Annotated in this window: 26 protein-coding genes and 1 pseudogene; 16 read left to right on the forward strand and 11 right to left on the reverse strand. The window is 70.4% G+C overall.

Features of this window, described 5'->3' with window-relative positions:
- Window positions 1-16: 16 nt before the first annotated feature.
- Complete coding sequence (locus tag CJ022_RS02010) at window positions 17-1633, reverse strand: EAL domain-containing protein (RefSeq protein ID WP_158238329.1); 1617 nt, start codon at window positions 1631-1633, stop codon at window positions 17-19.
- 139 nt (window positions 1634-1772) lie between these two features.
- On the opposite strand from CJ022_RS02010, the gene dbpA reads away from it, so the two are divergent.
- The gene (gene dbpA / locus CJ022_RS02015) at window positions 1773-3155 is read left to right on the forward strand and encodes an ATP-dependent RNA helicase DbpA (protein WP_101925029.1); all 1383 of its coding nucleotides are present in this window, start codon (window positions 1773-1775) and stop codon (window positions 3153-3155) included.
- Window positions 3156-3212: 57 nt separating this feature from the next.
- On the opposite strand, the gene CJ022_RS02020 is transcribed toward dbpA, so the two are convergent.
- From CJ022_RS02020 to CJ022_RS02030, 3 genes are all read right to left on the reverse strand, one after another.
- Window positions 3213-4088 carry an ABC transporter substrate-binding protein gene (locus tag CJ022_RS02020; protein ID WP_101925030.1) on the reverse strand — a complete coding sequence of 292 codons (876 nt, stop codon included), beginning with the start codon at window positions 4086-4088 and terminating at the stop codon, window positions 3213-3215.
- A gap of 88 nt (window positions 4089-4176) precedes the next feature.
- Complete coding sequence (locus CJ022_RS02025) at window positions 4177-4407, reverse strand: hypothetical protein (protein ID WP_101925031.1); 231 nt, start codon at window positions 4405-4407, stop codon at window positions 4177-4179.
- 70 nt (window positions 4408-4477) lie between these two features.
- Entirely contained in the window at window positions 4478-5254 is a 777-nt protein-coding gene (locus CJ022_RS02030) for a MauE/DoxX family redox-associated membrane protein (protein WP_101925032.1), read from the reverse strand.
- A 79-nt stretch (window positions 5255-5333) separates the two neighbouring features.
- Here CJ022_RS02030 and CJ022_RS02035 point away from each other — a divergent pair, with 79 nt between their 5' ends.
- From CJ022_RS02035 to CJ022_RS02045, 3 genes are all read left to right on the forward strand, one after another.
- Window positions 5334-5768 carry a MerR family transcriptional regulator gene (locus tag CJ022_RS02035; RefSeq protein ID WP_101925033.1) on the forward strand — a complete coding sequence of 145 codons (435 nt, stop codon included), beginning with the start codon at window positions 5334-5336 and terminating at the stop codon, window positions 5766-5768.
- 142 nt (window positions 5769-5910) lie between these two features.
- Complete coding sequence (locus tag CJ022_RS02040; protein WP_101925034.1) at window positions 5911-6282, forward strand: DUF1428 domain-containing protein; 372 nt, start codon at window positions 5911-5913, stop codon at window positions 6280-6282.
- Between the two features lie 77 nt (window positions 6283-6359).
- Entirely contained in the window at window positions 6360-6602 is a 243-nt protein-coding gene (locus CJ022_RS02045) for a hypothetical protein (RefSeq protein ID WP_101925035.1), read from the forward strand.
- A 292-nt stretch (window positions 6603-6894) separates the two neighbouring features.
- On the opposite strand, the gene CJ022_RS02050 is transcribed toward CJ022_RS02045, so the two are convergent.
- On the reverse strand, window positions 6895-7707 hold the full coding sequence (locus tag CJ022_RS02050; RefSeq protein ID WP_101925036.1) for a hypothetical protein: 813 nt from the start codon (window positions 7705-7707) through the stop codon (window positions 6895-6897).
- 241 nt (window positions 7708-7948) lie between these two features.
- On the opposite strand from CJ022_RS02050, the gene CJ022_RS02055 reads away from it, so the two are divergent.
- Both CJ022_RS02055 and CJ022_RS02060 read left to right on the forward strand, forming a co-directional pair.
- Window positions 7949-9109, forward strand: a complete 1161-nt coding sequence (locus CJ022_RS02055) for a DUF3182 family protein (protein ID WP_158238330.1) — start codon at window positions 7949-7951, stop codon at window positions 9107-9109.
- Window positions 9102-9890, forward strand: a complete 789-nt coding sequence (locus CJ022_RS02060; RefSeq protein WP_101925038.1) for an alpha/beta hydrolase family protein — start codon at window positions 9102-9104, stop codon at window positions 9888-9890. The genes CJ022_RS02055 and CJ022_RS02060 overlap by 8 nt, the downstream gene beginning before the upstream one ends.
- A gap of 232 nt (window positions 9891-10122) precedes the next feature.
- Here CJ022_RS02060 and CJ022_RS02065 read toward each other — a convergent pair whose 3' ends face one another.
- Window positions 10123-10824 carry a pirin family protein gene (locus tag CJ022_RS02065; protein WP_101925039.1) on the reverse strand — a complete coding sequence of 234 codons (702 nt, stop codon included), beginning with the start codon at window positions 10822-10824 and terminating at the stop codon, window positions 10123-10125.
- 118 nt (window positions 10825-10942) lie between these two features.
- On the opposite strand from CJ022_RS02065, the gene CJ022_RS02070 reads away from it, so the two are divergent.
- Complete coding sequence (locus CJ022_RS02070; protein ID WP_199171409.1) at window positions 10943-11860, forward strand: LysR family transcriptional regulator; 918 nt, start codon at window positions 10943-10945, stop codon at window positions 11858-11860.
- Between the two features lie 7 nt (window positions 11861-11867).
- Here the strand turns inward: CJ022_RS02070 and arsC are convergent, their stop codons facing one another.
- Entirely contained in the window at window positions 11868-12296 is a 429-nt protein-coding gene (arsC, locus tag CJ022_RS02075) for an arsenate reductase (glutaredoxin) (protein WP_101925041.1), read from the reverse strand.
- Entirely contained in the window at window positions 12293-13057 is a 765-nt protein-coding gene (gene arsH, locus CJ022_RS02080; protein ID WP_101925042.1) for an arsenical resistance protein ArsH, read from the reverse strand. Before arsH ends, arsC begins: the two co-directional genes overlap by 4 nt.
- 17 nt (window positions 13058-13074) lie before the next feature.
- Here arsH and CJ022_RS02085 point away from each other — a divergent pair, with 17 nt between their 5' ends.
- The 3 genes from CJ022_RS02085 to arsB are packed head-to-tail and all read left to right on the forward strand — an operon-like array spanning window position 13075 to window position 15000.
- The gene (locus CJ022_RS02085; RefSeq protein WP_101925043.1) at window positions 13075-13398 is read left to right on the forward strand and encodes an ArsR/SmtB family transcription factor; all 324 of its coding nucleotides are present in this window, start codon (window positions 13075-13077) and stop codon (window positions 13396-13398) included.
- A gap of 40 nt (window positions 13399-13438) precedes the next feature.
- Complete coding sequence (locus CJ022_RS02090) at window positions 13439-13930, forward strand: arsenate reductase ArsC (RefSeq protein ID WP_101925044.1); 492 nt, start codon at window positions 13439-13441, stop codon at window positions 13928-13930.
- On the forward strand, window positions 13927-15000 hold the full coding sequence (arsB, locus tag CJ022_RS02095) for an ACR3 family arsenite efflux transporter (protein WP_101925045.1): 1074 nt from the start codon (window positions 13927-13929) through the stop codon (window positions 14998-15000). The genes CJ022_RS02090 and arsB overlap by 4 nt, the downstream gene beginning before the upstream one ends.
- Before the next feature lie 30 nt (window positions 15001-15030).
- Here the strand turns inward: arsB and CJ022_RS02100 are convergent.
- Window positions 15031-16049 (reverse strand): annotated as a pseudogene (locus CJ022_RS02100) (MBL fold metallo-hydrolase).
- A gap of 97 nt (window positions 16050-16146) precedes the next feature.
- Between CJ022_RS02100 and CJ022_RS02105 the strand changes: the two are divergent.
- Together CJ022_RS02105 and CJ022_RS02110 are read left to right on the forward strand one after the other, a co-directional pair.
- Window positions 16147-16755: a TetR/AcrR family transcriptional regulator gene (locus tag CJ022_RS02105; RefSeq protein WP_101925046.1), complete on the forward strand. Its 609-nt coding sequence runs from the start codon at window positions 16147-16149 to the stop codon at window positions 16753-16755.
- A gap of 108 nt (window positions 16756-16863) precedes the next feature.
- Window positions 16864-17976 carry an alkene reductase gene (locus tag CJ022_RS02110; protein WP_101925047.1) on the forward strand — a complete coding sequence of 371 codons (1113 nt, stop codon included), beginning with the start codon at window positions 16864-16866 and terminating at the stop codon, window positions 17974-17976.
- Window positions 17977-18023: 47 nt separating this feature from the next.
- Here the strand turns inward: CJ022_RS02110 and CJ022_RS16650 are convergent, their stop codons facing one another.
- The gene (locus tag CJ022_RS16650) at window positions 18024-18419 is read right to left on the reverse strand and encodes a hypothetical protein (RefSeq protein WP_143703856.1); all 396 of its coding nucleotides are present in this window, start codon (window positions 18417-18419) and stop codon (window positions 18024-18026) included.
- 168 nt (window positions 18420-18587) lie between these two features.
- The gene (locus tag CJ022_RS02115) at window positions 18588-18950 is read right to left on the reverse strand and encodes a hypothetical protein (protein ID WP_101925048.1); all 363 of its coding nucleotides are present in this window, start codon (window positions 18948-18950) and stop codon (window positions 18588-18590) included.
- A 285-nt stretch (window positions 18951-19235) separates the two neighbouring features.
- Between CJ022_RS02115 and CJ022_RS02120 the strand changes: the two genes are divergently transcribed.
- The 4 genes from CJ022_RS02120 (at window position 19236) to CJ022_RS02135 (ending at window position 23537) form a co-directional block, all read left to right on the forward strand.
- Entirely contained in the window at window positions 19236-20354 is a 1119-nt protein-coding gene (locus CJ022_RS02120; RefSeq protein ID WP_233198556.1) for a calcium/sodium antiporter, read from the forward strand.
- Between the two features lie 95 nt (window positions 20355-20449).
- On the forward strand, window positions 20450-21073 hold the full coding sequence (locus CJ022_RS02125; RefSeq protein ID WP_101925090.1) for a dihydrofolate reductase family protein: 624 nt from the start codon (window positions 20450-20452) through the stop codon (window positions 21071-21073).
- Window positions 21074-21262: 189 nt separating this feature from the next.
- On the forward strand, window positions 21263-21652 hold the full coding sequence (locus CJ022_RS02130) for a BlaI/MecI/CopY family transcriptional regulator (RefSeq protein ID WP_101925049.1): 390 nt from the start codon (window positions 21263-21265) through the stop codon (window positions 21650-21652).
- A gap of 1 nt (window position 21653) precedes the next feature.
- Window positions 21654-23537 (forward strand): M56 family metallopeptidase, encoded by a 1884-nt coding sequence (locus CJ022_RS02135; protein ID WP_101925050.1) that lies wholly within the window; start codon window positions 21654-21656, stop codon window positions 23535-23537.
- Window positions 23538-23828 lie beyond the last annotated feature (291 nt).

The following is a 23828-nucleotide window of genomic DNA, read 5'->3' on the forward strand; positions in this document are numbered from 1 at the left end:
GCAGCCTCGCCTGGCGTCACGACCTGTCGCTCAGCTTGCCCGCCGCGTCCGCGTCCAGCGCATCGCGGAACCGCGCGGCCGTCATCGGCCGACCGAACAGCCAGCCCTGCGCATACAGCGGAAAATCCACGCTGCGCAGATAGTCCCGCTGCGCTTCGGTCTCGACGCCTTCGATCACGACCTGCAGGCCCAGCGTGCGCGCGAGTTCGATGATCTGCGGCACCAGGCTGACCTTCACCGCATCGGTGCCGATGGTGCTGGTGAACGAGCGGTCGATCTTCAGCGCATGGACGTCGAGCTCGGCGAGATAGGCGAGGCTCGAGTAGCCCGTGCCGAAATCGTCGATGTAGACGCGGTGCCCCAGTTCCCGCAGCCGCCGCGTGCCCGAGACCGCGACGGCGCGCTCGGTCGTCGAATGCTCGGTCAACTCGATACCGATGCGCTCGGGCGCGATGCCGGTCGTCTCCAGCGTGGACGCCATCGCGTCGTGGAAGTGGCTGCTGTCGAGATCGGCCGCGGAGATGTTGATGCTGATGCGGAAGGTGCCGGGCTCGCGCAGCAGATCGCCGAATTCCGTCGCCACCCGCCGCAGCACCTGCACGGTGATCTGCTGGACGCTGCCGTTCTCCTCGGCGATCGGCACGAAGCGCGACGGCGGGACCATGCGGCCGTCGTCGTCGCGCCAGCGCACCAGCGCCTCGGCGCCGACGATCGCGCCGTCCGCCAGGCGCACCACCGGCTGGTATTCCACCTCCAGCGCGTTGCGCGCGATCGCCTGCTGCAGGCGACCTTCCAGCGAATGCCGCCGCCGATGCGACAGCAGCAGGGCGAGGCCTGCCGCCGCGCCGGCCAGCGCACCCAGCACCGTGCAGACCAGCAGCAACAGCCAGTGGTCCGCCAGCACCGCGGTCTTGGGCTGGGCGCTCGCCACGCAGAAGGTGCCCGCCGCCGTGCACAGCGGATAGGCCAGCACGCCGTCACGATCGACCGGCCGGCCCGCGCGCAGCGTCGCCACGTCGAGCCGCGTCGCGTTGCCGTACAGCGGCAGCAGGCGGGTCGCGTCGGCATCGAGATAGCCGACGACGAAGCCCATGTCCGTCGACGGCAGCAGATGGAAAGCCAGCGGATCGAGGATGACCCGCGTCTGCCCGAAGCCGATCACCGGCGCCCGGCTGCCGCTGGCCAGCAGTTGCAGCTCCATTGATGCGACGTCCCAGCCTTCGACCGTGGTCAGCTGCGCAGGCGGCACGGCGACGGGCGGTGCGAGGTCGAGCAGGCTGGCGGTGCAGAACATCCGGCCGCCCCGGACCCGGCCGATGTCCTTGACGAAGTAGGCCCGGTAGACACGCTCGCGCAGCTGCTCCGCTTCCCGCGTCGTGCACAGCCGGGCCGGCTGGCGGTTGAAGGTGTCGAGCGTGGTGCGGACTTCGGCGTCGAGTTCCGTGGCGCGGTCGTAGAGCATCGAGGCATACGCACCCAGCCGCTGCTCGCTGATGTGCAGCACGGCCTGCCAGCTCGACGCGGCGGCGACCAGCGCCGTGGCCAGGGCGAAGCCGCCGAGTACCGCCGCATCCAGCACGCGGCGCACACCGGGCGCCGGAGTGGACCGTCTCGTCTGCACAGCTGACGCCATCCGCGCGCTCCCTCGATGCATGCCGGCATTCCCGGGCCGGTCCTGCTGCGCACTATAGACGGCGCTGCCGGCGGCACATCGCGGGAGGTGCGGTCGTGCGGCCCGGTGCCCGGGCGGCCAGACCTGCGATCATGTCGCCATGAGCACACTCGCCCCGTTTTCCGACCTGTCCCTGTCCCCCGCCCTGCTGCAGGGTGTCGACGCGCTCGGCTACACCGCCATGACGCCGGTGCAGGCCCAGGCGCTGCCGCCGATCCTCGAAGGCCGCGACGTCATCGCCCAGGCACCGACCGGCAGCGGCAAGACCGCCGCCTTCGGCCTCGGCCTGCTGCGCGACATCGACGCCACCGCCGTGCGTACCCAGGCGCTGGTGCTGTGCCCGACGCGCGAACTCGCCGACCAGGTCGGCGGCCAGCTGCGCAAGCTCGCCGTCGCGGTGCCCAATCTCAAGGTGTCGGTGCTGTGCGGCGGCATCCCGCTCGGGCCGCAGCTCGCGTCGCTGACCCACGCGCCGCACGTCGTCGTCGGCACGCCCGGCCGGATCCAGGAACTGGCGGCGAACGGCGCGCTGCAACTCGGCGGCGTGCGCACCCTGGTACTCGACGAGGCCGACCGCATGCTCGACATGGGCTTTGAGGACGCGATCCGCGACATCGTCAAGCGCGTGCCCCGCAACCGGCAGGGCCTGCTGTTCTCGGCGACCTTTCCCGACGCGATCCGCACGCTGGCGACGGCGATGCTGCGCGAGCCGGCCGAGATCCGCATCGACGAAGCCAGCCGCGCCTCGACGATCACCCAGCATTTCTTCGAGATCGATCCCGCCCGCCGCATGCCGCTGCTCGCCGCGCTGTTGCTGCGCTACAAGCCGGTGTCGTGCGTGGTGTTCTGCAACATGCGCCGCGATGCCGACGAGGTCGCAGGCTCGCTGCAGCACCACGGCTTCGACGCGCTGGCGCTGCACGGCGACATGGAACAGCGCGACCGCGACGAGGTGCTGGTGCGCTTCGCCAACCGCAGCTGCAGCGTGCTGGTCGCCAGCGACGTGGCCGCGCGCGGCCTCGATGTCGACGACATCGGCGCGGTGGTGAACTACGAGCTGCCGACCGACGTCGATACCTACCTGCACCGCATCGGCCGCACCGGCCGCGCGGGCCGCGACGGCCTCGCGCTGAGCCTGTGCACCGCGCGCGAACTGCCACGCGCCCAATCGATCGAGGAACGCCTCGGCGCCACGCTGCGCTGGGAGAAGCTGCTGCCGCTGTCGGGCAAGGCCCCCGACGTGCCGCCCGCGGCGATGGTGACGCTGCGCATCGACGCCGGCCGCACCGACAAGCTGCGCCCCGGCGACATCGTCGGCGCCCTGACCGGCGACGCGGGCCTGCACGTGGACGCGATCGGCAAGATCGGCATCTTCCCCACGCGCAGCTACGTCGCCATCGCCCGCCGCCAAGCCGACCAGGCTTTGGCCCGCCTGCGCGCCGGCAAGATCAAGGGACGCAAGTTCCGGGTCAACCGCCTGTAGCGCAGGTGGCAACGCGTCCCGTCTACGCCGGGACCGGAGCGGGCGTGGCGCGCCCCGTCAGCGGTACAGCGCCTCGTACCCCGCCGCATCGACCTCCGACAGGCCCATCGCATCGAACTGGGCCCACATCGGGCGCCAGCGGCCGGCGTCGCGAACCACGGGCGACACGAAGCGTGGGCAGGTGTCGGCGATGATCGCGTCCATCAGCGGTGTCGGGGTCTCGCCGGTGTGGGCGTACCAGAGCCGGGCCGCTTCGGCCGGATCGTCGCGACACAAGGCCGCGCCGCGTCCGATGAGCTCCGCCACCGTCGCGACCACGTCGGGATGTTGGGCCAGGAAGGCCTGGCCGGTGAACAGCTCGAGCGCGGAGAAATTTTCCAGCCCGACATCATCACTGGCGACGAAGACCGTCTCCAGCCCGAGCAGCCGTGCCTCCACGCCTTCGAAATTCGCGAAGCACAGCCAGGCGCCGTCGAAGCCTTGCTGCAGGTTCTCCAGATGGGCGAAGCCGGCGCTCTCGATGGCTACCTGCGCCGGATCGAAGGCCATGCCCTGCTGCCGGCACCAGCGCGCGACGATCTCGACCGCGATGGCATCGGTGACGCCGCCGGCCACCGGCGATGCCAGGCGGATGCGCCCACCCGACAGCAGGCGGGCCGCCGACGCGCGATGCAGCAGGATGCCGCCCGAGGTCTCGAAGAAGCAGCCCAGCGCGGCGAGGCCGCTGCGGGCTTCGTCCACCATGTGCAGCGGCTCGTTGCAGGAAAACGCGATCTCGCCGCTGGCGGTCGCCGCGAGCCCGTCGTAGTGGTCGTCCGGCGCGACGAGGGTCAGCGAAAGACCGGCGTCGCGGTACCAGCCCCGCTCGATGCCGACGATCATCGGCAGGTGATCGGGATTACGGAACCATTCGAGACCCAGCTGCAACTGCATGCGCGCTCTCCACGGAAACGGTCCCGCAGGCTACCGGACCGGGCCCGCGCGCGTCAGCCGACGCGCACGGACGTGCGGCCACATTGCGTCAGACCGGACGCCGGAACATCGCCGCATTGATGCAGGCGAACACGCTGACGACGAACCAGCCGAACGGGAACAGCGACAGCGTCAGCAGCCACGTGATCGCGCCGGCGGCGCAGGCGGCTAGGAACCACAGGATCGCGGACAGCAGCCGGCCCTGGATCAGCTGGCCGAGGCCGGGAATGAAGAAGCTGCAGATCGCGGCGATGACGTTGCCGGTGGAACCCTGGCTCATGGGGGCGCTCCGAAATCATGGGAAGGCGGCGATCGTCGCCGATCAAGCTGAATGCGATCGTGAAGACCGCTCACATGGGCGCGGCCATGGGCATCCCCGCGGGTGCGGCCAGCATCCAGAGCGCCATCGCGATCATCATCAGGTTCTCGGTCAGCGACACGAACCCCAACGGCACCTTGCTGCCGCCGCCAACGCAGGCGCAATTGAGCTCGCGACGGTCGATGTAGACCGCCTTGACCACCGACACCGCCCCGATGCCGCCGATCACCAACGCGATCGGCACTGAAAGCCACGTCAGCGCCCCGGCGACCATCAGCACGCCGGCGAGTCCCTCGGCGAACGGATAGAGGTAGGCGTAGGGCACCCAGCGGCGCGCGAGCAGGTCGTAGTTGAGGAACATGCTCGAAAAGCGTTCGATGTCCTGCAGTTTCAGCAGCGCCAGCACACACATGCTGAGTCCGACGAACCACTCCGCGGCGCGCACCGTCAGCACCGTGCCGGACACCGCATACGACAGCGCCAGCGCCATCAGCGCGGTCATCGCGAACAGCGCGGCGACCGGACGGTAGCTCGCCACGGCGGGGTCGCGGACCCGCAGGCCGAGATGCCGGCGCAGCGCGTCGTAACCACCGATTCGGGCGCCGTCGATGAACACCTGCGGCGTGGTCTCGACGCCGTGCGCCGCCTTGAACGCGTCGACCTCGGCGCGCGTCGTCAGCCAGCGGTCCTCGACCTCGAACCCGCGCCGGCGCAGCAGATGGGCGGCCTTCTGGCCGAAGGGACACCGATGGCCCGGCATCACCATCCGGTGGAGGACGGCCCGGGGTCGGGCGGCATGCGTGGTCATCGTCGATTCCTCGGTCGGGCGCTTGTCGCAGCGCGTGTCCCGCCTGTATACCGTCCGTACCGTGGTACGGAGTCAAGCGATGCAGCCGATGACGATCTCGCAGCTGGCCCGGGCGGCCGGCGTCGGCATCGAGACGGTGCGCTATTACCAGCGGCGTGGCCTGCTCGAGGTGCCCACGACCGGGCCGATCGGGACGCCGGGGCGCGGCATCCGCCGCTACGGCGACGACGCGCTGCGGCGGCTGCGCTTCATCCGGTCCGCGCAGGCCGCCGGCTTCACGCTGGAGGGCATCGTGGAACTGCTGCAGCTGGACGCGTCCGACGACCGCGCGCGCGTGCGTGCGCTGGCGACCGAGCGGATCGCCGCGCTCGATGCCAGGCTGGCCGAGCTGCAGGCCGCGCGCGACGCGCTGGCCGGCCTCGCCCGCCGCTGCAGCGCTTCTGACGCCGGCCCCTGCCCGATCCTCGAAGCCTTCGATCGCCCCGTGGACGCACCGGGCGCCGCGCGGCGCTGAGCTGTCCGGGCCACCCGCGCACGCGCGTTGTCTGGCGATGTCGAATCACGCGTCCTCCATTCGTCGTCCCGTAGGAATCGGAGTCCACGCCGTTTTCCGCCGGCCGCGTGCCGGCATCCTCTTTCCCGACAGGAGCACTGCAATGGCCTACATCGACGGATTCGTCCTCGCCGTACCGACTGCGAACAAGCAGAAGTTCATCGACCACGCCAATCTCGGCGACTCGTTCTTCGTCGAGCTGGGCGCGACCCGCGTGCTCGAATGCTGGGCCGACGACGTGCCGGACGGCAAGCTCACCGACTTCCGCAAGGCGGTCCAGGCCAAGGACGACGAGACCGTCTGCTTCTCCTGGATCGAATGGCCGGACAAGGCCACGCGCGACAAGGCCTTCGCCAAGATGATGGACGGCAGCGACCCGCGGATGGATCCCGAGAAGAACCCGATGCCCTTCGACGGCAAGCGGATGATCTTCGGCGGCTTCACGCCGGTCGTGGAACTGGGCGGCAAGTCCTGAGCCGACGCACCCGGCCGAGGGGCTCGACCCCGACGCATGACCGGGGTCGGCACCGACAGCGCGCGCGTCGTGTGCAAGTGGTTCATGCCTACGTCCGCAGCGATCGCGCCGCAATCGACGCGCTGCTCGACAAGGAGCTGCGGTTCTACAGCCCCCGGGATAACGGCATCGGGCGCGACACGCATCTCGCGCTCTGCTGGCCGACGCATGTGCACGTCGCCGGTTTCGACTCGGTCCGGCTGCATGCGATCGGGCACGAGGTCGTCGTCACCGACGTGCAGCATCGCGTCGACGGCAGTGCGTCGCGCCACACGGGGTGATGACCGTCCGGCACGGGCGGATCAGGACGGTCGAGATCCATGTCGGTTGGTCGCTGCCCCACCCGGCGCCCGGCACGCATCGCCGGCCGGAGGCGTCGCACGGGATCGGGCAAGCCGATGCACACCGTCAAGATGCCAGACGCGTTTGCGCTGGATCAGTCTCTGTCGGCGTGAGGTGACGGAGACGCGCGGATGAAGGCGGGCCGCGCGCCCGAAACGTATGCACGACGCACTCGCGAATGAAAACGCCCCGGCGAGCCGGGGCGTTCCAGGTGGTGCGGAGGCGTCGCGATCAGCCGACGCGGAAGCGATCCGGGTTCTCGCCATTGTCTGCGTAGGTGCCGCCGCTGTAGCGGTCGTGCGAGACGTAGGCGTCCTGCACCGCGGCCTTGGCGCGGTCCCAGGTCAGCGCCGAATTGCCGCGACGGGTTTCCCAGTCGCGACCGAGCTCGGCTTCCAGCGCGTCGTCCCAGTCGCGGTCCGAATACCGGCTGCGCGCATGGGTGCCGTAGCGGTAGGCCGGCTGGTAGTCCTCGAAGCGCGCATCGGCATCGCGATACTCGGCACGCTCGAACGACTCGGCGTGGTACTTGTCGCTGCGCTCGTAGGTGTCGTACGTGCGATCCGTCCGGTCCCAGGCATCGCGGACCGCGCCGCGCGCGTCCTCCCAACCCAGGCGCGACTCGCCACGGGTGGTTTCCCAATCACGCTTCAGCGATTCCTCGGATTCGCCCCAGTCGCGGGTGCGCTCCGCTTCGCGCGCCTGCAGGCCGAAGCCGTAGGCCGGCGCATAGTCGCGGTCGTAGTCGTGATCGGGCTTGACGTAGGGACGGTCGCGATGCGCCTCGCGCCAGTATTCGACCTCACCCGTCGGGTCGATCCGCTCGGCGACACCCTTGCCGAGCGCGGCGCCTGCGACCACGCCGACGGCGGCGCCGACCAGCGTGCCGACCGGTCCGAAGATCGTGCCGGCCGCTGCGCCGGCCGCCGCGCCGCCGGCGACGCCACCGACGCCGACACCCACGGGATGCGCGCCGGGCGCGTTGGTGATCGGGTCGCGATTCATGTCGCGCGCGCCGTCGTTCGTTTCGTCGTGCTTGCTCATTCGGGCCTGCTCCAGATTCGGGGGTAGTTGCGAGCCGATACCGTGCCCGGCGCCAGGTGAAGCCCTCGTCCGGGCCGCGTGAGCCTGCAACTAACGGCGTTCAGTCATGTCGCGGCGGCATCGCGATGCACGGCAGTTGCACGCGTGCTAGCGTCGAGGCGTGCACGTGGAGAGGTCGCCAGTCGAGGATCCTCCGGGAGGAATGTGCGGTGCCGGCCCAGCCCAGCCCAGGAGCGCATGCATGTCCCACGACGTGAGTCCGGCCGATGCCGGTCGCCCCGTATCCGCCCGCGACGCGTCGCGTCCCGTCGCCGTCGTCCACGTGCCCGGCCGCGCGCAGGAATGCGCCTACGAGGTCGACAGCGTGGTGCACATCGCGACGCGTCTCGCCGCGCTGCTCGGTCACGCCTTCGCCGGTCACTACGATCCCGCACGCCATGCCGCGCTGCGGCCCTATCTCGTACCTACCGATACGCTGGTCGGTCTCGCGACCGCGCACGCGCTCGGCATCGGCGGGCCGGCGGATTTCTTCGGCGGCCTCGTGCCCGAGGGGTTCATGGCGACGAAGGCGATCACCCAGCCGCTGGTGCGCCCGCATGCACGCGCGCCGGTTGCGTGGTCGCCGCGGTTCCGGGCCCAGACCCATCTGGCGGTCCTGCGCGGCTACACCGTCTTCGACACCGATGACGCCGACGAAGCCGCGCGCCGCCTGTTCGACTACGGGCCGCTGCGGATCAAGCCGGTGCACGCGCGTGGCGGCATGGGCCAGGAAGTCTGCGACGACATGGCCGCCGTGCGGCGCGTGCTGGCGCAATGCGAGCCCTCCGCGCTCGCCCGCGACGGTCTGGTGCTGGAGGAGAACCTCACCGAGGTCGTGACCTGCAGCGTCGGCCTGCTGCGCGTCGGCGGAATGATGGCCACCTACTACGGCACCCAGCGGCTGACCCGCAGCAACCGCGGCGACGAGGTCTACGGCGGCACGGCGATGCACGTGGTGCGCGGCGACTTCGACGCGCTGTTGGCGCGCGAGCACGATCCGCACGTGCGCATGGCGATCGGCCAGGCGCGCAGCTACGAGCATGCCGCGCTGGCCGCGTATCCGGGCATCGTGCTGTCGCGCAGCAACTACGACGTCGCGCAGGGCCGCGACAGCCGGGGCGACTGGTGTTCCGGCGTGCTCGAGCAATCCTGGCGCATCGGTGGTGCGAGCCCGGCGGAACTCGTCGCACTGGAAGCCTTCGCGGCCGATCCCGACGTGCAGGCGGTGCGCAGCGAGGTGATCGAGATCTTCGGCGACGACACGCCGGCGCCGGCCGACGCGCAGCTGCTGCTCGATGCCGACGACCCGCGTGCCGGCCGGATCCGCAAGTACACCCGCTGCACGGAGCGCGCCGATGCGTAGCACGCCGACGACGATCGCGGTCGACGACCAGCAGCTCGCCGCCACGCTGGCCGCACCGTCGACCCGCATGCCCGGCCTGCTGTTCGTGCACGGCTGGAACGGCAGCCAGCGACGCGATCTGCTGCGCGCGCGCGAGATCGCCGCGCTGGGCTGCATCTGCCTGACCTTCGACATGCGTGGCCACGGCGATCTCGAAGGCCTGCGTGCCGATACCACCCGCGCCCACAATCTCGAGGACGTGCTGGCCGCCTACGACCGGCTGGCCGCGCACCCCGAGGTCGACACCACCGCGATCATGGTCGTGGGCTCGAGCTACGGCGGGTATCTCGCCAGCATGCTGACCGCGATGCGGCGCGTGCGCTGGCTCGCGCTGCGGGTGCCGGCGCTGTATCGCGACGAGCACTGGGACATTCCCAAGGGCAACCTCGACCAGACCGATCTCGCCCGCTATCGCAGCGAAGTCCAGCCGCCGGAGGACAACCGCGCGCTGGGCGCCTGCACTGCATTCGAAGGCGATGTGTTGATCGTCGAATCCGAACACGACGACCGCGTGCCACACGCGAACATCGTCAGCTACATCGGCGCGTTCCGTCGCGCGCGGTCGATGACCTACCGCGTCATCCAGGGCGCCGACCACGCGCTGACCGACGTCGCCGCGCGACGCGCCTACAGCACGTTGCTGACCCACTGGACCTCGGAGATGGTGCTCGGCGCACGCCGTCGCGCGGTGTTGCCGCCGGCGCTGGACGCCAGCGGCGGCGACCCGCGCTTCGCACCCTGACGATCGCGCGCGCGTCGTGCTGCGCCGGCACCTTCCTGACGCAGCAGCTGCGGCCGGACGTCACTATCCGCCACTGCCTCTCAGTGTCGAATTGACCGAGGGTCCTGCGCTTGCGACGCCGGTATTGCTGCGTTCGGCGCTACAGCGCCCTGGCGCTGCAGTCGCCGATATCGACGTGTGGCTGGAACCGGCACCGGTCGCGCGCGGCACCCTTGCGCCGCGCGCCAGTTCGTCAGGGCGCGGTGTCGACCAGCACCAGCTCGGCATCCTCGAGCGCGGTGATGCGGAGCGTCGCCTCGTCGCGGATCGCCGCGCCGTCACGCGCCTCGATGCGCACGCCATTGATGTCGACGCTGCCGGTCGCCGGCACCAGATACCCGTAACGCGTGCCGTCGAAGCGGTACTCGGCGGTCTCGCCGGCCTTCAGCGTCGCGCCGAGCACGCGTGCGTCGGTGCGGATCGGCAAGGCGTCGTCGTCGCCGGCGATGCCGCTGGCCAGCGCGACGAAGCTGCCGCTGCGGTCGCTCTTCGGGAACGGCTTTGCACCCCAGGCCGGCGCATCGCCGCGGCCGTCCGGAATGATCCAGATCTGGAAGATCCGGGTCTCGTCCGATTCCAGGTTGTACTCGCTGTGCTGGATGCCGGTGCCGGCGCTCATGACCTGCACGTCGCCGGCCTCGGTGCGCCCGCTGTTGCCCAGGCTGTCCTTGTGGGTGATCGCGCCGCTGCGCACGTAAGTGATGATTTCCATGTCCGCGTGCGAATGCGGCGGGAAGCCGGTCTTCGCGGCGATGGCGTCGTCGTTCCAGACCCGCAGCGCGCCCCAGCCCATGCGGGCGGGGTCGTGGTAGCCGGCGAACGAAAAGTGGTGCTTCGCATCGAGCCAGCCGTGGTTGGCGCCGCCGAGGGAAGCGAAGGGCCTGCGTTCGATCATGACGTTCTCCTGTGTCGGTCGCGGTTGCGATGGGGGAACGTTACGCCTGCCCGATCGTGTTTAGAATGGAACCCATGGAATTCCATTGTTTCCGTTTTCGACATGGTCGGTGCCGCGCGTGAGCACCCTGCCCGATCTCGAAGGCTGGGCGATCTTCGCCCGCGTCGCCGACACCGGCTCGTTCGCACGCGCGGCCGAGGCGCTGTCGGTGTCGCAGGCGACGGTGTCCAAGGCGATCACGCGACTGGAGAAGCGCCTGGGCACGGTGCTGTTCCACCGGACGTCGCGGCGCATGACGCTGACCGAGAGCGGCCGCGGCGCACTCGAACGCGCGACACGCATCCTCGCGGAAGGCGAAGCCGTGGAAGCGGAAATCACCGCGCAGGCGACGGTGCCGCGCGGCCTGGTCCGCATGGCCGCGCCGATGTCGTTCGGCGTCGCCCACCTCGCGCCGGTGCTGCCGGAGTTCATGGCCGCGTATCCCGATGTCGCGCTGGACCTGACCTTCGGCGACCAGACCATGGACCTGGTCGGCGAGGGTTTTGACCTCGCGCTGCGCATCGGCACGCTCGACGACTCCAGCCTGCTCGCGCGGCGGCTGTGCGGCGTGCGCGTGCTGCTGGTCGGCGCGCCCGCCTATTTCGAGCGGCACGGGCGACCGCGGCATCCGCGCGATCTCGCCACCCACCGCGCGCTGGCCTACGCGTATGCGCGCTCGGGCGCGGCGTGGCGGTTCCGCCATCGACGCAACGGCGACTATTCGATCGGCGTGTCGTCGACGCTGAAGGTCAACAACGCCGAAGCGCTGAATCCCGCGTTGCTCGCCGGGCTGGGCCTGGCGCTGCAGCCCGAATTCCTGGTGTGGCGCGAACTCGCCGCGGGCACGCTGGAGATCGCCCTGGCCGACTGGACACCGCCGCCGATCGCCGTGCATCTGGTCACGCCGCCCGGGCGCGACCGGCCGGCGCGCGTGCAGGTACTGATCGAGCATCTGGCGGCGCGCTTCGCACGCGCGCCGTGGGCCAGCGACGCCTGACCGCGACTCAGGCCGTGGGCACGATCCGCTGTCCGGCGGCGTCGAGCACGGCCTCGCCGTCCTCCTTGGCGAATGCGCCGGTCATCGCGGGCAGAATGTCGAGCACGACTTCCGACGGCCGCGACAGGCGCACGCCGAGGTCAGTTTCGACGAACGGCCGGTTGATCAGGATCGGATGCGCGAGCATCGCATCGAGCAGGGCGTCGTCGGACAGGGACGGGTCGTCGAGGCCGAGTTCCTGATACGGCGTGCCCTTCTGGCGGATGGCCTCGCGCACGCCGAGGCCGGCGCGTGCGATCAGATCCGACAGGCGCTCGCGCGTCGGCGGATGGGCCAGGTAATCGACGATCTCCGGCTCGATGCCGGCATGGCGGATCAGCGCCAGCGTATTGCGCGACGTACCGCACGCGGGGTTGTGCAGGATGACGGCGTTCATGCGGATTCCTTCTGGGTCTGGGCGGTTTCGATCGCGCCCGATGCCGCCGCCAGTGCGCGGACGGCGAGATCGCCCTTGCGCTCGCTGTAGCGGCTGGTCAGAGTCTCCCCGCGGTCGCGCACGATCCGGGTGAATTTCAGCAGTTCTTCCATCACGTCGACGACGCGGTCGTAGTACGGCGACGGCTTCATGCGGCCGTCGGCGTCGAACTCCTGCCACGCCTTGGGCACCGACGACTGGTTGGGGATCGTCACCATGCGCATCCAGCGGCCGAGCAGGCGCAGCGCGTTGACGACGTTGAACGACTGCGAACCGCCGCAGACCTGCATCACCGCCAGCGTGCGTCCCTGGGTGGGGCGCATGCCGCCTTCCTCCAGCGGCAGCCAGTCGATCTGGTTCTTGAACACCGCGGTCGGCGCGCCGTGCCGCTCGGGACTCACCCACACCTGGCCCTCGGACCACATCGACAGCGCGCGCAGTTCCTGCACCCTGGGATGGGTCGCCGGCACGGAATCGAGCATGGGCAGGTCGTGCGGATCGAACACGCGCGTCTCGGCGCCCATCGCATCGAGCAGGCGCTGCGCTTCGAGCGCGAGCTTGCGGCTGTAGGACTCGGGCCGCAGCGCGCCGTAGAGGATGAGGATGCGCGGCGGATGCGCGGCGGCACTGGGCGGCTGCAGCGATGTGCCGTCGGGGATTTCGAACGCCTCGGCGGTCACGTTCGGCAGCGCGGCGAGGTCGGGTTGTTCGGTTATATTCATTCGACTATTCTAGAAACATGGAACATCAGTCCGCAACCCAGGCCCTGTCCGCGCTCGGCCATGCCACCCGCCTGTCGGTGTTCCGGCTGCTGGTGCAGACCGGCCGCGGCGGCAAGCTGGCCGGCGACATCGCGACGGCGCTGTCGCTGCCCGGCGCCACCCTGTCGTTCCACCTCAAGGAACTCAGCGCCGCCGGCCTGATCGCCGGCGAGCAGCGCGGTCGGACGATCTGCTACCGCGCCGACTTCGATGCGATGAACGCGCTGGTCGGCTACCTGACCGAAAACTGTTGCGCCGACGACGGCAGCGCCTGCACCGCCCCGGACGCCTGCGCGCCCTGAGCGCCACCTTCTTCTCCTGTTCCGACGACCCGGCCTTCCCATGACACGACGCGTCCTTTTCCTGTGCACCGGCAACTCCGCGCGGAGCGTGCTGGCCGAATCCACGCTGCGCGCCTGGGGCGTGGGCCGCTACGACAGTTTCAGCGCGGGCAGCCAGCCCGCCGGCCAGGTGAATCCGTTCGCCATCGCCCAGCTGGAACGCGAGGGCTTCCCGACCGACAACCTGCGCAGCAAGTCGTGGGACGAGTTCTCGATGGAGCAGACCGCACCGATGGATCTGATCGTCACCGTCTGCGACAGCGCGGCGAATGAAGCCTGCCCGATCGTGCACGGCGATTTCACCCGCGTGCACTGGGGTCTGTTCGACCCCGCCGCGGTGACCGGCAGCGATGCCGACAAGCGCGCGGCCTTCGCCAAGGCGCACGCGATCATCCAGCAGCGGCTGCGCGTGTTCCTCGAGATCCGCGACGCGGTGTGGCAGGACAAGGCACAACTGAAAGCACTGCTCGAGCCGATCGCGGAGGTTCAATGAGCACGCCCGCGCCCGGACGCCTGTCGTTCCTCGACCGCTGGCTCACGCTGTGGATCTTCGCCGCGATGGCGCTGGGCGTCGCGCTCGGCACGCTGTTCGACGGACTGCCCGACGCCTTGAACGCGATGTCGTGGGGCTCGACCAACGTCCCGATCGCGATCGGCCTGATCCTGATGATGTATCCGCCGCTGGCCAAGGTGCGTTACGCGGAACTGCCGAACGTGTTCCGCGACAAACGCGTGCTGGCGCTGTCGCTGGTGCAGAACTGGATCATCGGCCCGTGGCTGATGTTCGGGCTCGCGGTGGTGTTCCTGCGCGACCATCCGGAATACATGACCGGGCTGATCCTGATCGGCCTGGCGCGCTGCATCGCGATGGTGCTCGTGTGGAACCAGCTCGCGCGCGGCGACAACCAGTACGTCGCCGGGCTCGTCGCATTCAATTCCGTGTTCCAGATCCTGTTCTTCAGCGTCTACGCGTGGTTCTTCCTGACCTGGCTGCCGCCGGTGCTCGGCCTGCAGGGCAGCGTCATCGACGTCAGCATCTGGACGATCGCCGAGGCGGTGCTGCTCTATCTCGGCATCCCGTTCCTCGCCGGCTTCCTGACCCGCCGCTGGCTGGTGAAGTCGAAAGGCGAAGCCTGGTACGAGACGCGCTTCCTCCCGAAGATCAGTCCGATCACCCTGGTCGCGCTGCTGTTCACCATCGTCGCGATGTTCAGCCTCAAGGGCGGCGACGTCGTGCGGATTCCGATGGACGCGGTGCGCATCGCGATCCCGCTGACGATCTACTTCCTGATCCAGTTCGTCGTCAGTTTCTGGATGGGCAAGCTCATCGCCAAGGATTACCCGCGCACGACGGCCATCGCGTTCACCGCGGCCGGCAACAACTTCGAACTCGCCATCGCGGTCGCGATCGCGGCGTTCGGCCTGGCCTCGCCGGTCGCGTTCGCCGCGGTCATCGGGCCGCTGGTCGAAGTGCCGGTGCTGATCCTGCTGGTGCACGTGGCGCTGCGACTGGGCCGGCGGCATTTCGGCACCGACGGCGTGCCGGCAGCCGCGCAGCGCTGAGCCAGGCGGACCTGGCGCACCGGCGCGGTGTCAGCGGACCTCGCGCCACCACGGATCGCCGACCTGCGGATCTGTGATGTCGACACGCTCGCCCATGCGCGGCGTGCTGATGCGGAGGCGAGATCGAAGGTGCCGTTGTGGATCGGCAGCAGCACGTCGGCGCGCAGGTCGCGGAAGGCCTGCAGGGTCTGTTCGGGCTGCATGTGCACCAGCGGCCAGCGCACGTCGTAGGCGCCGCTTTCCACCAGGGCCAGATCGAAGGGACCGTGGCGCCTGCCGATCTCGGCGAATGCGTCGGAGTAGCCGCCGTCGCCGCTGAAGAACATGCGCAGGTCGTCGTCGACGATGACCCAGGAGGCCCACAGCGTGCGGTCGGTGTCGCGCAGGCCGCGGCCGGAGAAGTGCTGCGCCGGCGTCAGGCTGAAGCGCAGGCCGTCGACGGTCGTGTCCTGCCACCAGTCGAGCTGGCGGATCTTCGCTGCGTCGATGCCCCAGTCGACCAGGCGGTCGCCGACGCCGAGCGGCGTCAGGATGTGGCGCGTGTTGCCTGCCAGCGCGACGATCGCGTGCCGGTCCAGATGATCGAAATGGTCGTGCGACAGCACGATGCCCTCGATCGGCGGCAGGTCGGCGAGCGCGATCGGCGGGGCGTGGAACCGCGCCGGACCGGCCCACTGCACCGGCGACGCACGCTTGGAGAAGACCGGGTCCGTGAGCCAGTAGCCGCCACGCAGCTTCAGCAGCACGGTCGAGTGGCCCAGGCGCCAGAGGCTGCGGTCCGGCGCCGCGTCGAGATCCGCGCGGGTCAGCGCGACGACCGGGATGTCGCCGGCCGGCACCGTGTTCTCCGGCTTCCGGAAGAAGACATCGAAGCCCAGCCGCACGCTGGCCCAGAAGCCCAGCCTGGGAATCTCGATCGCGTTGCGGAACCGGCCGTCGCGCTGCTGCGGCGATTCGGCGTACGGCGGCAGGTCGGGACTGCGGGCACAGGCGTAGAAAGTGGTCACGAGCAGGGATCCGGTCAGCAGGAGGAGGAGGAGACGCTTCATGGCGGGAATCGGCTGGGTACACTGCACAGTGTAGTTTCATTCCGGCGAATGTAAACCCTCCAGTGTAGAATTTCGCTTTGTCCGGAGGAGCGTCGCCATGCCCGCCCCCAGCCGCCTGACCGATCGCAAGCGCGAGGCCATCGTCCGCGCCGCCGTCGTCGCCTTCCGCACCGCGGGATTCGAGGCGACGAGCATGGACCAGGTCGCCGCCGACGCCGGCGTGTCCAAGCGCACGGTCTACAACCACTTCCCGAGCAAGGACGCGCTGTTCGGCGAGATCCTGCGTGCGCTGTGGGACCGGATCACCGCCAGCGTCGACCTGCCGTATGCGCCCGGGCAACCGCTGGACGCGCAACTGCGCCAGTTGCTCGGCCAGAAGCTCGCCCTGCTGGGCGATCCGGATGCGATCGATCTCGCGCGCGTGGCGATGGCGGAAATCATCCGCAACCCGGAACGCGCCCGCGACATCGTCGCGCGCATGGACGAGAAGGAAGAAGGCGTGACCGCGTGGATCCGCGCCGCGCACGCCGATGGCCGGCTACGCGACGTCGATCCCGCGTTCGCGGCGATGCAGTTGCAGGGGCTGGTGAAAGGGTTCGCGTTCTGGCCGCAGGTCACGATGGGCGCGCCGCCGCTCGATGGCGCCGCACGCGCGCGCGTCGCCGATGCCGCGGTGGCGATGTTCCTCGGGCACTACGCGGCCTGAGGCGCATTGCCGCAACGTTGCATCCCGGCAGGCGGATGCTGCGACGCTTGATAAGCGCGGGCGCGCGCATCAGATGGGGAGGCCGTTCCACTGTCGAGACCGTCCACCATGCCCACCCTGTTCGATCCCCTGACCGCCGGCGCGCTGTCGCTGCCCAACCGCATCGTCATGGCCCCGCTGACGCGCAACCGTTCGCCGGATGCGATTCCCCTGCCGCGCACCGCGCTGTACTACGCGCAGCGCGCGACCGCCGGCCTGCTGGTCACCGAAGCCACCGCGATCAGCCACCAGGGCCAGGGCTATGCCGACGTGCCTGGCCTGTATGCGCCGGAGCAGGTCGCCGGTTGGCGCCAGGTCACCGAGGCCGTGCATGCGGAAGGCGGCAGGATCGTCGTGCAGCTGTGGCACGTGGGCCGTATCTCGCATACCAGCCTGCAGCCCGATGGCCAGGCGCCGGTCGCGCCGTCGGCACTCCGCGCCGCGAGCAAGACCTTCATCCACGACGCCGATGGCCGGGGCGCGTTCGTCGACACGTCCGAGCCCCGCGCGCTCGAAGCGTCGGAACTGCCTGGCATCGTCGAGGATTACCGGCGCGCCGCGCGCGCGGCGATCGACGCCGGCTTCGATGGCGTCGAAGTGCATGCCGCGAACGGCTATCTGATCGACCAGTTCCTGCGCGGCGGAAGCAACCGTCGCGAAGACGCGTACGGCGGCAGCATCGAGAACCGCGCGCGTTTCCTCGGCGAGGTCATGCGTGCGGTCGTCGAGGAAATCGGCGGCGAGCGCACCGGCATCCGCCTGTCGCCGGTCACGCCGGCGAACGATGCGCACGACGACCAGCCGCAGCCGCTGTTCACCCACGTGGTCGAGGTGCTGGCGCCGTTGAACCTCGCGTTCGTGCATGTCGTCGAAGGCGCCACCGGTGGCGCGCGCAATCACCAGCAAGGCGATGCACCGTTCGATTACGTGGCCTTGAAGGCGGCCTATGCCAAGGCCGGCGGCAACGGCGCCTGGATCGTCAACAACGGCTACGACAAGACGGATGCCGAGGCCGCGATCGACACCGGCCACGCCGATGCGGTGGCGTTCGGCCGTCCCTTCATCGCCAACCCCGATCTCGTGCGACGCCTGCGCGAGAATGCGCCCTTGAACGAGCCCGACCAGGCGACGTTCTACGGCGGTGGCGACACCGGCTACACCGACTACCCGACGCTCGACTGAGCGCCGGGGCCGATGACCGTCGCGACAGGGCGACGGTCATCGTTCTCTCAGTCCGGCCGCGTGGCCGGCGTGGTCTGGAATTCCTGGCCCGTTGCCGGATCGCGTGCACGGCCGGGAATGGTTTCCTGGGCGCCGGGAATCACCCGCCCCTGCGCATCGCGGACCTGGCCGGGAATGTGCGGAGTACGCATCGGCGCAGTCTGCGTCGCCGGTGTCGGCTGCATCGACTGTGTGGGCGCAGGGCCCGCTTCCGGAATGCCGGTCGCGGGACGGGCGCGCTGCGACGCGTTCGCCGGCACCGGGGTCGGCGCCGGTGTCGCCGTCGTAGGTGACGTGGTCGGCGATGTCGGTGTGGTCGGCCGTTGCAGCTGTTGCGCCCACGCCGGCGCGGCGGCGACCGCCAGCACGACGGGGACGAGAATTCGATAGGGAATGCGGGACATGACGCCTCCAGGGGCGTAGGGGAGATTCGACCCTACGCGCCGCGCAATGCGCTGGAGATGAAAGATCCGTTGGATGGCGGCCCCAACGCAGACGGGCGCCGGATGACCCGGCGCCCGTCGTGGCAACGCATCGCCCCGTTCAGCGGCGATCGGAGACGCGTGGTTGCGTCAGTCGACGCACAGCGTCGTCGCGACGCCGTCGTGCACGCGCTGCTGGCAGCCGAAGGGGTTGGTGGTCACGCTGCAGGTGCCGCCGACCGTGGCGCCGTCGGTGGTGCCTTCCGGCGCGACGCACAGGCCTTCGCACTGCTCGCTGGTGGTGCAGGCCTTGCCGGCGTCGGTGGTCTGGCGCAGGCACTGCTTGACCGGCGCGCGGCCCAGCTGGGTCCACTCGCCACCGACGCGAACGCATTCGGCTTCGTTGGTCACCGAGCCCTGGTCGGGGCCGGCGTTGGTCGTGGTGCGTTCGGCCGGCGCACTGCAGGCGGCGAGCGTGGCGGCGAACAGCAATGGAAGCAGGCGTTTGAACATCGGACGTTCCAGTCGGGTGGGAGCGCGAGTCTAGCGACGGCCGCGTGAAGCCGCAGCCTTGTGCGACGCGTCACGCGTCCGGCCGCGACCGGTCGATCGCCGCCATGCAAGCGCGGGGCGAACGCCTGCCCGGCATTCCCGCGCGGGTCCGGTCCAGCGGCATGACGATCGCCGTCGTAATGGCGCATCGCGCGGCACGCGCCCGACAGTGCGAGTGCCGCATCTGCACGCGCGAGCGCATACCATGCCGCGTCCCGACCCCGACCCCGAGCGCCGCGAGATCCCATGCTGACTGTCCTGATGTTCTTCGCCGGCCTCGCCGCGCTCGTCGGCGGCGCCGAACTGCTGGTGCGCGGCGCCTCCAAGGTCGCGCTGTCGTTCGGCATCTCGCCGCTGGTCGTCGGCCTGACCATCGTCGCCTTCGGCACCAGCGCGCCGGAAATGGCGGTGTCCGCCGGCGCGGTGCTCGCCGGACAGACCGATCTCGCGGTCGGCAACGTCGTCGGCAGCAACATCTTCAACGTGCTGTTCGTGCTCGGCCTCAGTGCGCTGATCGCGCCGCTGGTCGTGCACACGCAGATCATCCGCCAGGAAGTGCCGATCCTCATCGGCGCCTCGGTGCTGATGCTGGCGCTGAGCCTCGACGGCGGCCTCGGCCTGTGGGACGGCGCGCTGCTGCTCGGCCTGCTGATCGCCTACACGGTGTTTCTGGTGGTGCAGTCGCGGCGCCAGGGTCTCGCCGATGCGGCCGCTTCCGGCGCGGACGGGGCCGCGCCGAGCGAATTCGATGTCGAATACCGCGCCGCCGATGCCGGCGCCTGGGATTCGCGGCTGCCGGTGCAGCTGGCGTTGATCGTGGTCGGCCTCGGCCTGCTGGTGCTGGGCTCGGACTGGCTGGTCACCGCCGCGGTCACGTTCGCCACCGCGCTCGGCGTCAGCGATGTGGTCATCGGCCTGACCATCGTCGCCGCCGGCACCTCGATGCCGGAAGTCGCGACCTCGGTCGCGGCGGCGCTGAAGGGCGAGCGCGACATCGCCGTCGGCAACGCGATCGGCAGCAGCACCTTCAACATCCTCGGCTGCCTGGGCCTGTCGGGTCTGCTGGCCGGCAGCACCGGGCTGGTCGTGCCGCCGGCGCTGCTCGCGTTCGATCTGTGGGTCATGGTCGCCGGCGCACTGGCGGCGCTGCCGATCTGCCTGTCCGGGCGCGAGATCGCGCGCTGGGAAGGCGGCGTGTTCCTCGGCTACTACGTCGCCTACGTGAGCTACCTGATCCTCGCTGCGCAGGACCACGCGGCGCTGTCGGCGTTCTCGCACGTGATGATGGGCTTCGTCGTGCCGCTGACCGTGATCACCCTGGTCGTCGTGCTGATCCGCCGTGCGGACGTGACCGGCGCACGCTGACGCGGCAACGGTCGGCCCTGCTGCGCCGCCGCTCGACGGCGCCGTGCGTCGCCGGCATGCTCCGGCGATCCGTCGACACCGCCGAGGCCCTCGTCATGCGCAGGATCATCGTCGCCGCGTTCCTGAGCCTGGACGGGGTCATGCAGGCACCGGGCGGGCCCGACGAGGACACCGGCGGCGGGTTCGCACATGGCGGCTGGACCGTGCCGTTCGCCGACGAGGTGTTCGGTGAGGCGATGGGCGAACTGTTCGCGCGTCCGTTCGAACTGCTGCTCGGCCGCCGCACCTACGACATCTTCGCGGCGCACTGGCCGCGCATGCCCGACGACGGCGACGACGCCGGCATCGCCCGGCGTTTCAACCGCGTCGCCAAGCATGTCGCCACGCACCGGCCGGACTCGCTGGCCTGGCACAACAGCCACGCGCTCGGTACGGACATCGTCGGCGCGCTGCGCACGCTGAACGCGCAGGACGGTCCGGACCTGCTGACCCAGGGCAGCAGCGAGCTGGTACACCAGCTGCTCGCGGCCGGTCTCGTCGACGAACTGCGCCTGCTGACCTTTCCCGTGCTGCTCGGCGCCGGCAAACGCCTGTTCGACAGCCGCACGCAGCCGGGCGCGTTCCAGCTGGACGCCTCGGTCGTCTCGCCGAGCGGCATCGTCATCTCGCGTTACACGCGCGCCGGCGACGTGCGCACCGGCTCGTTCGCGCTGGACTGAACTCCTGCCGCGCACTCGCGCCTGCCTCGCGTTCATCGGCCTGATCGATGCGCCGGCGGATCGGCGATGCAGAAACCTGTCCGCCATCCGAACGACGCTGGCGGGCGTCGGAAAATAACCTCCGACCTATTGACTACAGTTGTAGTCAGGAGCAAGGTGCCTACACGTGTAGTCAACCGGACCACTGCCATGCGCAACAAGACCGTCGGGGACCAGGAACTGGCCCTGCTGCAGCACATCGCCGCACACGACGCCGCCTCGGTCGGCGAGGTCGCCGCGACCTTCGGCGAACCCCGGGGCCTGGCCCGCTCCACCGTGCTGACGATGATGGAGCGCCTGCGCGCGAAGTCCTATCTCAAGCGCCGCCAGGGAGACGGCGGCGTGTACCGCTACTCGGCCACCGCGCGCCAGGACGACGTGGTCCGCAACGCGGTCGGCAGCTTCGTCGAAAAGACCCTGCAGGGCTCGGTGTCGCCGTTCGTCGCGTGGATGTCCGAACGCCGCGAAGTCAGCGACGACGAACTCGCCGAACTCGAGGCGCTGGTCGCCAACCTGCAATCCAAGCGCAAGGAGCGCTGACATGGCCCTGGACCTGATCGTCGACACGCTGCTGCCGCGACTCCTCGCCGCCAGCGTGCAATCCACCCTCCTCGTCGCCCTGGTCTGGGCGCTGTGCCGCGCGGTGCCGCGCCTCTCCGCCGCGACCCGCGCCTGGCTGTGGTGGCTGGTCGCCCTGCAGTTGGTGCTCGGCCTGGTCTGGTCGAGCCCGCTGGCGCTGCCGCTGTTGCCCGCGGAGCCGGTGCAGATCGTCGTATCGACCGCGCAGGCCGCGCCGGTGCCGAACGTGGGTGCGAGCGGTGCGGTGACACGGTTCGAGCCGGCCGTCGTCGCATCGACGTCCGCGCCGGTCTGGCCGCTGGCACTCGCTGGGCTGTGGCTGCTCGGCCTGAGCGTCATGCTGACGCGCAGCCTGCTCGGCCTGCTGGCCACGCGCACGCTGCTGCGCGAGTCCCGGCCCTGCCGCGACGACAGCCTGCTCGACGCGCTGGCGCTGGCCGCCGACGCCCACGGTCTGCGCGCGGCGCCGCACTTGCGGCTGTCGGCGCAGATCGACTCGCCGCAACTGGTCGGGCCATGGCGCCCGGTGCTGCTGCTGCCAGTCGACCATGCGCAGGCGATGCGGCCCGACGAACTCGACATGGCGCTGACCCACGAACTCGTGCACCTGCAACGCGGCGATCTGTGGCTCGGCCTGCTGCCGGCGCTCGCCCAGCACCTGTTCTTCTTCCATCCCCTGGTGCACCTGGCGGCGCGCGAATACGGACTGGCGCGCGAGGCGGCCTGCGATGCCGCCGTGCTCGAAGGCCACCGCGACTGCGCCCGCGAATACGGCCAGCTGCTGCTGCGCCTCGGCATCGCGCCGCGCCCCAGCGCCGGCCTCGCCAGCGCGTCCCCCGATTTTTCAATCCTCAAGCGGAGACTCACGATGCTCCAGCACACCCCGTCCCTGCCGCGCGTCGTCGCGGTGCTGATGACCGTCGCCGTCGGCGTCGTCGGCGTCATGCCCTATCGCCTGACGGCCGCGACACCCGCCGTCGCCGCGCAGGCGGCGGCTCCTGCCGCTCGCCCGTCCGCCAGCACGACGCCCGCACCCGAGGCGCTGCCTGCGCCGGCTGCGACGGCCACCTACAACGGCGTGATCGTCGATGCGGCCGACATGCCCGCGCCACCGGCCGCGCCCGCGCCGCCCGCGCTGGTGACGCCGACGCTGCCTGCGATCCCGCCCGCGCCACCGGCGCCAGTGACGCCGACACTGCCTGCCGTGCCGCCGGCGCCGCCCGCCCCGGTCGCCGCGCCCGCAGCGCCGACCGGCGCACTGCGCGGCACCTTCACCCTGGGCACCGAGCCGGGCAAGGAAGCCTTCGTGCTGCTCGACGACGACAACAGCATCGCCGTCAGCGCGACGTCCGAACTGCGCGAAGCCCAGGCCGCGCGGCGCGGCGACGAACCGCTGCTGTGGCTGCGCAAGGGCGATGCGCGTTACGTGGTGCGCGATCGCGCAACGATCGAGGCCATCCGCGACGCCTACGCCGACGTCAATGCCCTCGGCGCGGCGCAGGGCGAACTCGGCGCCCGCCAGGGCACGCTCGGCGGCCAGCAGGGCACGCTGGGCGCACGCCAGGCGCAGATCGCGATGCGGATGGCCGAGCGCTCGATCACCGCGGCGCGCGTGCAGGCGCAGGTCAACGCGGCCGTGACCGCCGACGCGACCCTCGCCGCGCTGCGCGCCCAGCAGGGCAGCCTGCACGAGGACATGCAGCGCCTCGCCAAACAGCAGACGGCGCTGGCGCGCGAACAGACCGCGTTGTCGATGCAGCAGCGCGAAGCCTCGGTCCGCGCCGAGCGCGAAGCGCGCGCGGTCATGGAAGCCGCGATTCGCAACGGCCTGACCGAGCGCCTCTGAGCCTGGCAGGGCATCGCAGCGGGCAGGCCCTGCTGCGGGGCCTGCCGCGAGGGCGCGTCGGAAGCGCACCAGCCGCCGGGATGGTCAAGCGACGGTCGCGCGCCTCCGCAGGCGACCGTGCCTGCAAGCGCGGCGCCACATCGGGTTGTGGCTGTGCGGGCGAGCAGCGCATGTCACCCGCGCATCGCGCTGCGTTGTTGCGAAGCGCTTCCCGTCCAGGCGGGAATGACGCACAACGGCAATGTTCCGCAGCGGTCGACGCGACGCCATGCGCTGGCGAGACAGACATGC

Origin of the sequence: Luteimonas rhizosphaerae (genome assembly GCF_002849595.1) — a bacterium.
GTDB classification, from domain to species: Bacteria; Pseudomonadota; Gammaproteobacteria; order Xanthomonadales; family Xanthomonadaceae; genus Luteimonas; species Luteimonas cellulosilyticus.

Coding starts and splice junctions, on each gene's coding strand:
- dbpA (WP_101925029.1), top strand. CDS start 1,773: ATGAGCACACTCGCCCCGTTTTCCGACCTGTCCCTGTCCCCCGCCCTG.
- arsH (WP_101925042.1), bottom strand. CDS start 13,057: ATGAATATAACCGAACAACCCGACCTCGCCGCGCTGCCGAACGTGACC.
- CJ022_RS02040 (WP_101925034.1), top strand. CDS start 5,911: ATGGCCTACATCGACGGATTCGTCCTCGCCGTACCGACTGCGAACAAG.
- CJ022_RS02035 (WP_101925033.1), top strand. CDS start 5,334: ATGCAGCCGATGACGATCTCGCAGCTGGCCCGGGCGGCCGGCGTCGGC.
- arsC (WP_101925041.1), bottom strand. CDS start 12,296: ATGAACGCCGTCATCCTGCACAACCCCGCGTGCGGTACGTCGCGCAAT.
- CJ022_RS02130 (WP_101925049.1), top strand. CDS start 21,263: ATGCGCAACAAGACCGTCGGGGACCAGGAACTGGCCCTGCTGCAGCAC.
- CJ022_RS02050 (WP_101925036.1), bottom strand. CDS start 7,707: ATGAGCAAGCACGACGAAACGAACGACGGCGCGCGCGACATGAATCGC.
- CJ022_RS02125 (WP_101925090.1), top strand. CDS start 20,450: ATGCGCAGGATCATCGTCGCCGCGTTCCTGAGCCTGGACGGGGTCATG.
- CJ022_RS02020 (WP_101925030.1), bottom strand. CDS start 4,088: ATGCAGTTGCAGCTGGGTCTCGAATGGTTCCGTAATCCCGATCACCTG.
- CJ022_RS02115 (WP_101925048.1), bottom strand. CDS start 18,950: ATGTTCAAACGCCTGCTTCCATTGCTGTTCGCCGCCACGCTCGCCGCC.
- CJ022_RS02025 (WP_101925031.1), bottom strand. CDS start 4,407: ATGAGCCAGGGTTCCACCGGCAACGTCATCGCCGCGATCTGCAGCTTC.
- CJ022_RS02060 (WP_101925038.1), top strand. CDS start 9,102: ATGCGTAGCACGCCGACGACGATCGCGGTCGACGACCAGCAGCTCGCC.
- CJ022_RS02090 (WP_101925044.1), top strand. CDS start 13,439: ATGACACGACGCGTCCTTTTCCTGTGCACCGGCAACTCCGCGCGGAGC.
- CJ022_RS02030 (WP_101925032.1), bottom strand. CDS start 5,254: ATGACCACGCATGCCGCCCGACCCCGGGCCGTCCTCCACCGGATGGTG.
- CJ022_RS02110 (WP_101925047.1), top strand. CDS start 16,864: ATGCCCACCCTGTTCGATCCCCTGACCGCCGGCGCGCTGTCGCTGCCC.
- CJ022_RS02085 (WP_101925043.1), top strand. CDS start 13,075: ATGGAACATCAGTCCGCAACCCAGGCCCTGTCCGCGCTCGGCCATGCC.
- CJ022_RS02010 (WP_158238329.1), bottom strand. CDS start 1,633: ATGGCGTCAGCTGTGCAGACGAGACGGTCCACTCCGGCGCCCGGTGTG.
- CJ022_RS02120 (WP_233198556.1), top strand. CDS start 19,236: ATGCTGACTGTCCTGATGTTCTTCGCCGGCCTCGCCGCGCTCGTCGGC.
- CJ022_RS02055 (WP_158238330.1), top strand. CDS start 7,949: ATGTCCCACGACGTGAGTCCGGCCGATGCCGGTCGCCCCGTATCCGCC.
- arsB (WP_101925045.1), top strand. CDS start 13,927: ATGAGCACGCCCGCGCCCGGACGCCTGTCGTTCCTCGACCGCTGGCTC.
- CJ022_RS02105 (WP_101925046.1), top strand. CDS start 16,147: ATGCCCGCCCCCAGCCGCCTGACCGATCGCAAGCGCGAGGCCATCGTC.
- CJ022_RS02135 (WP_101925050.1), top strand. CDS start 21,654: ATGGCCCTGGACCTGATCGTCGACACGCTGCTGCCGCGACTCCTCGCC.
- CJ022_RS16650 (WP_143703856.1), bottom strand. CDS start 18,419: ATGTCCCGCATTCCCTATCGAATTCTCGTCCCCGTCGTGCTGGCGGTC.
- CJ022_RS02065 (WP_101925039.1), bottom strand. CDS start 10,824: ATGATCGAACGCAGGCCCTTCGCTTCCCTCGGCGGCGCCAACCACGGC.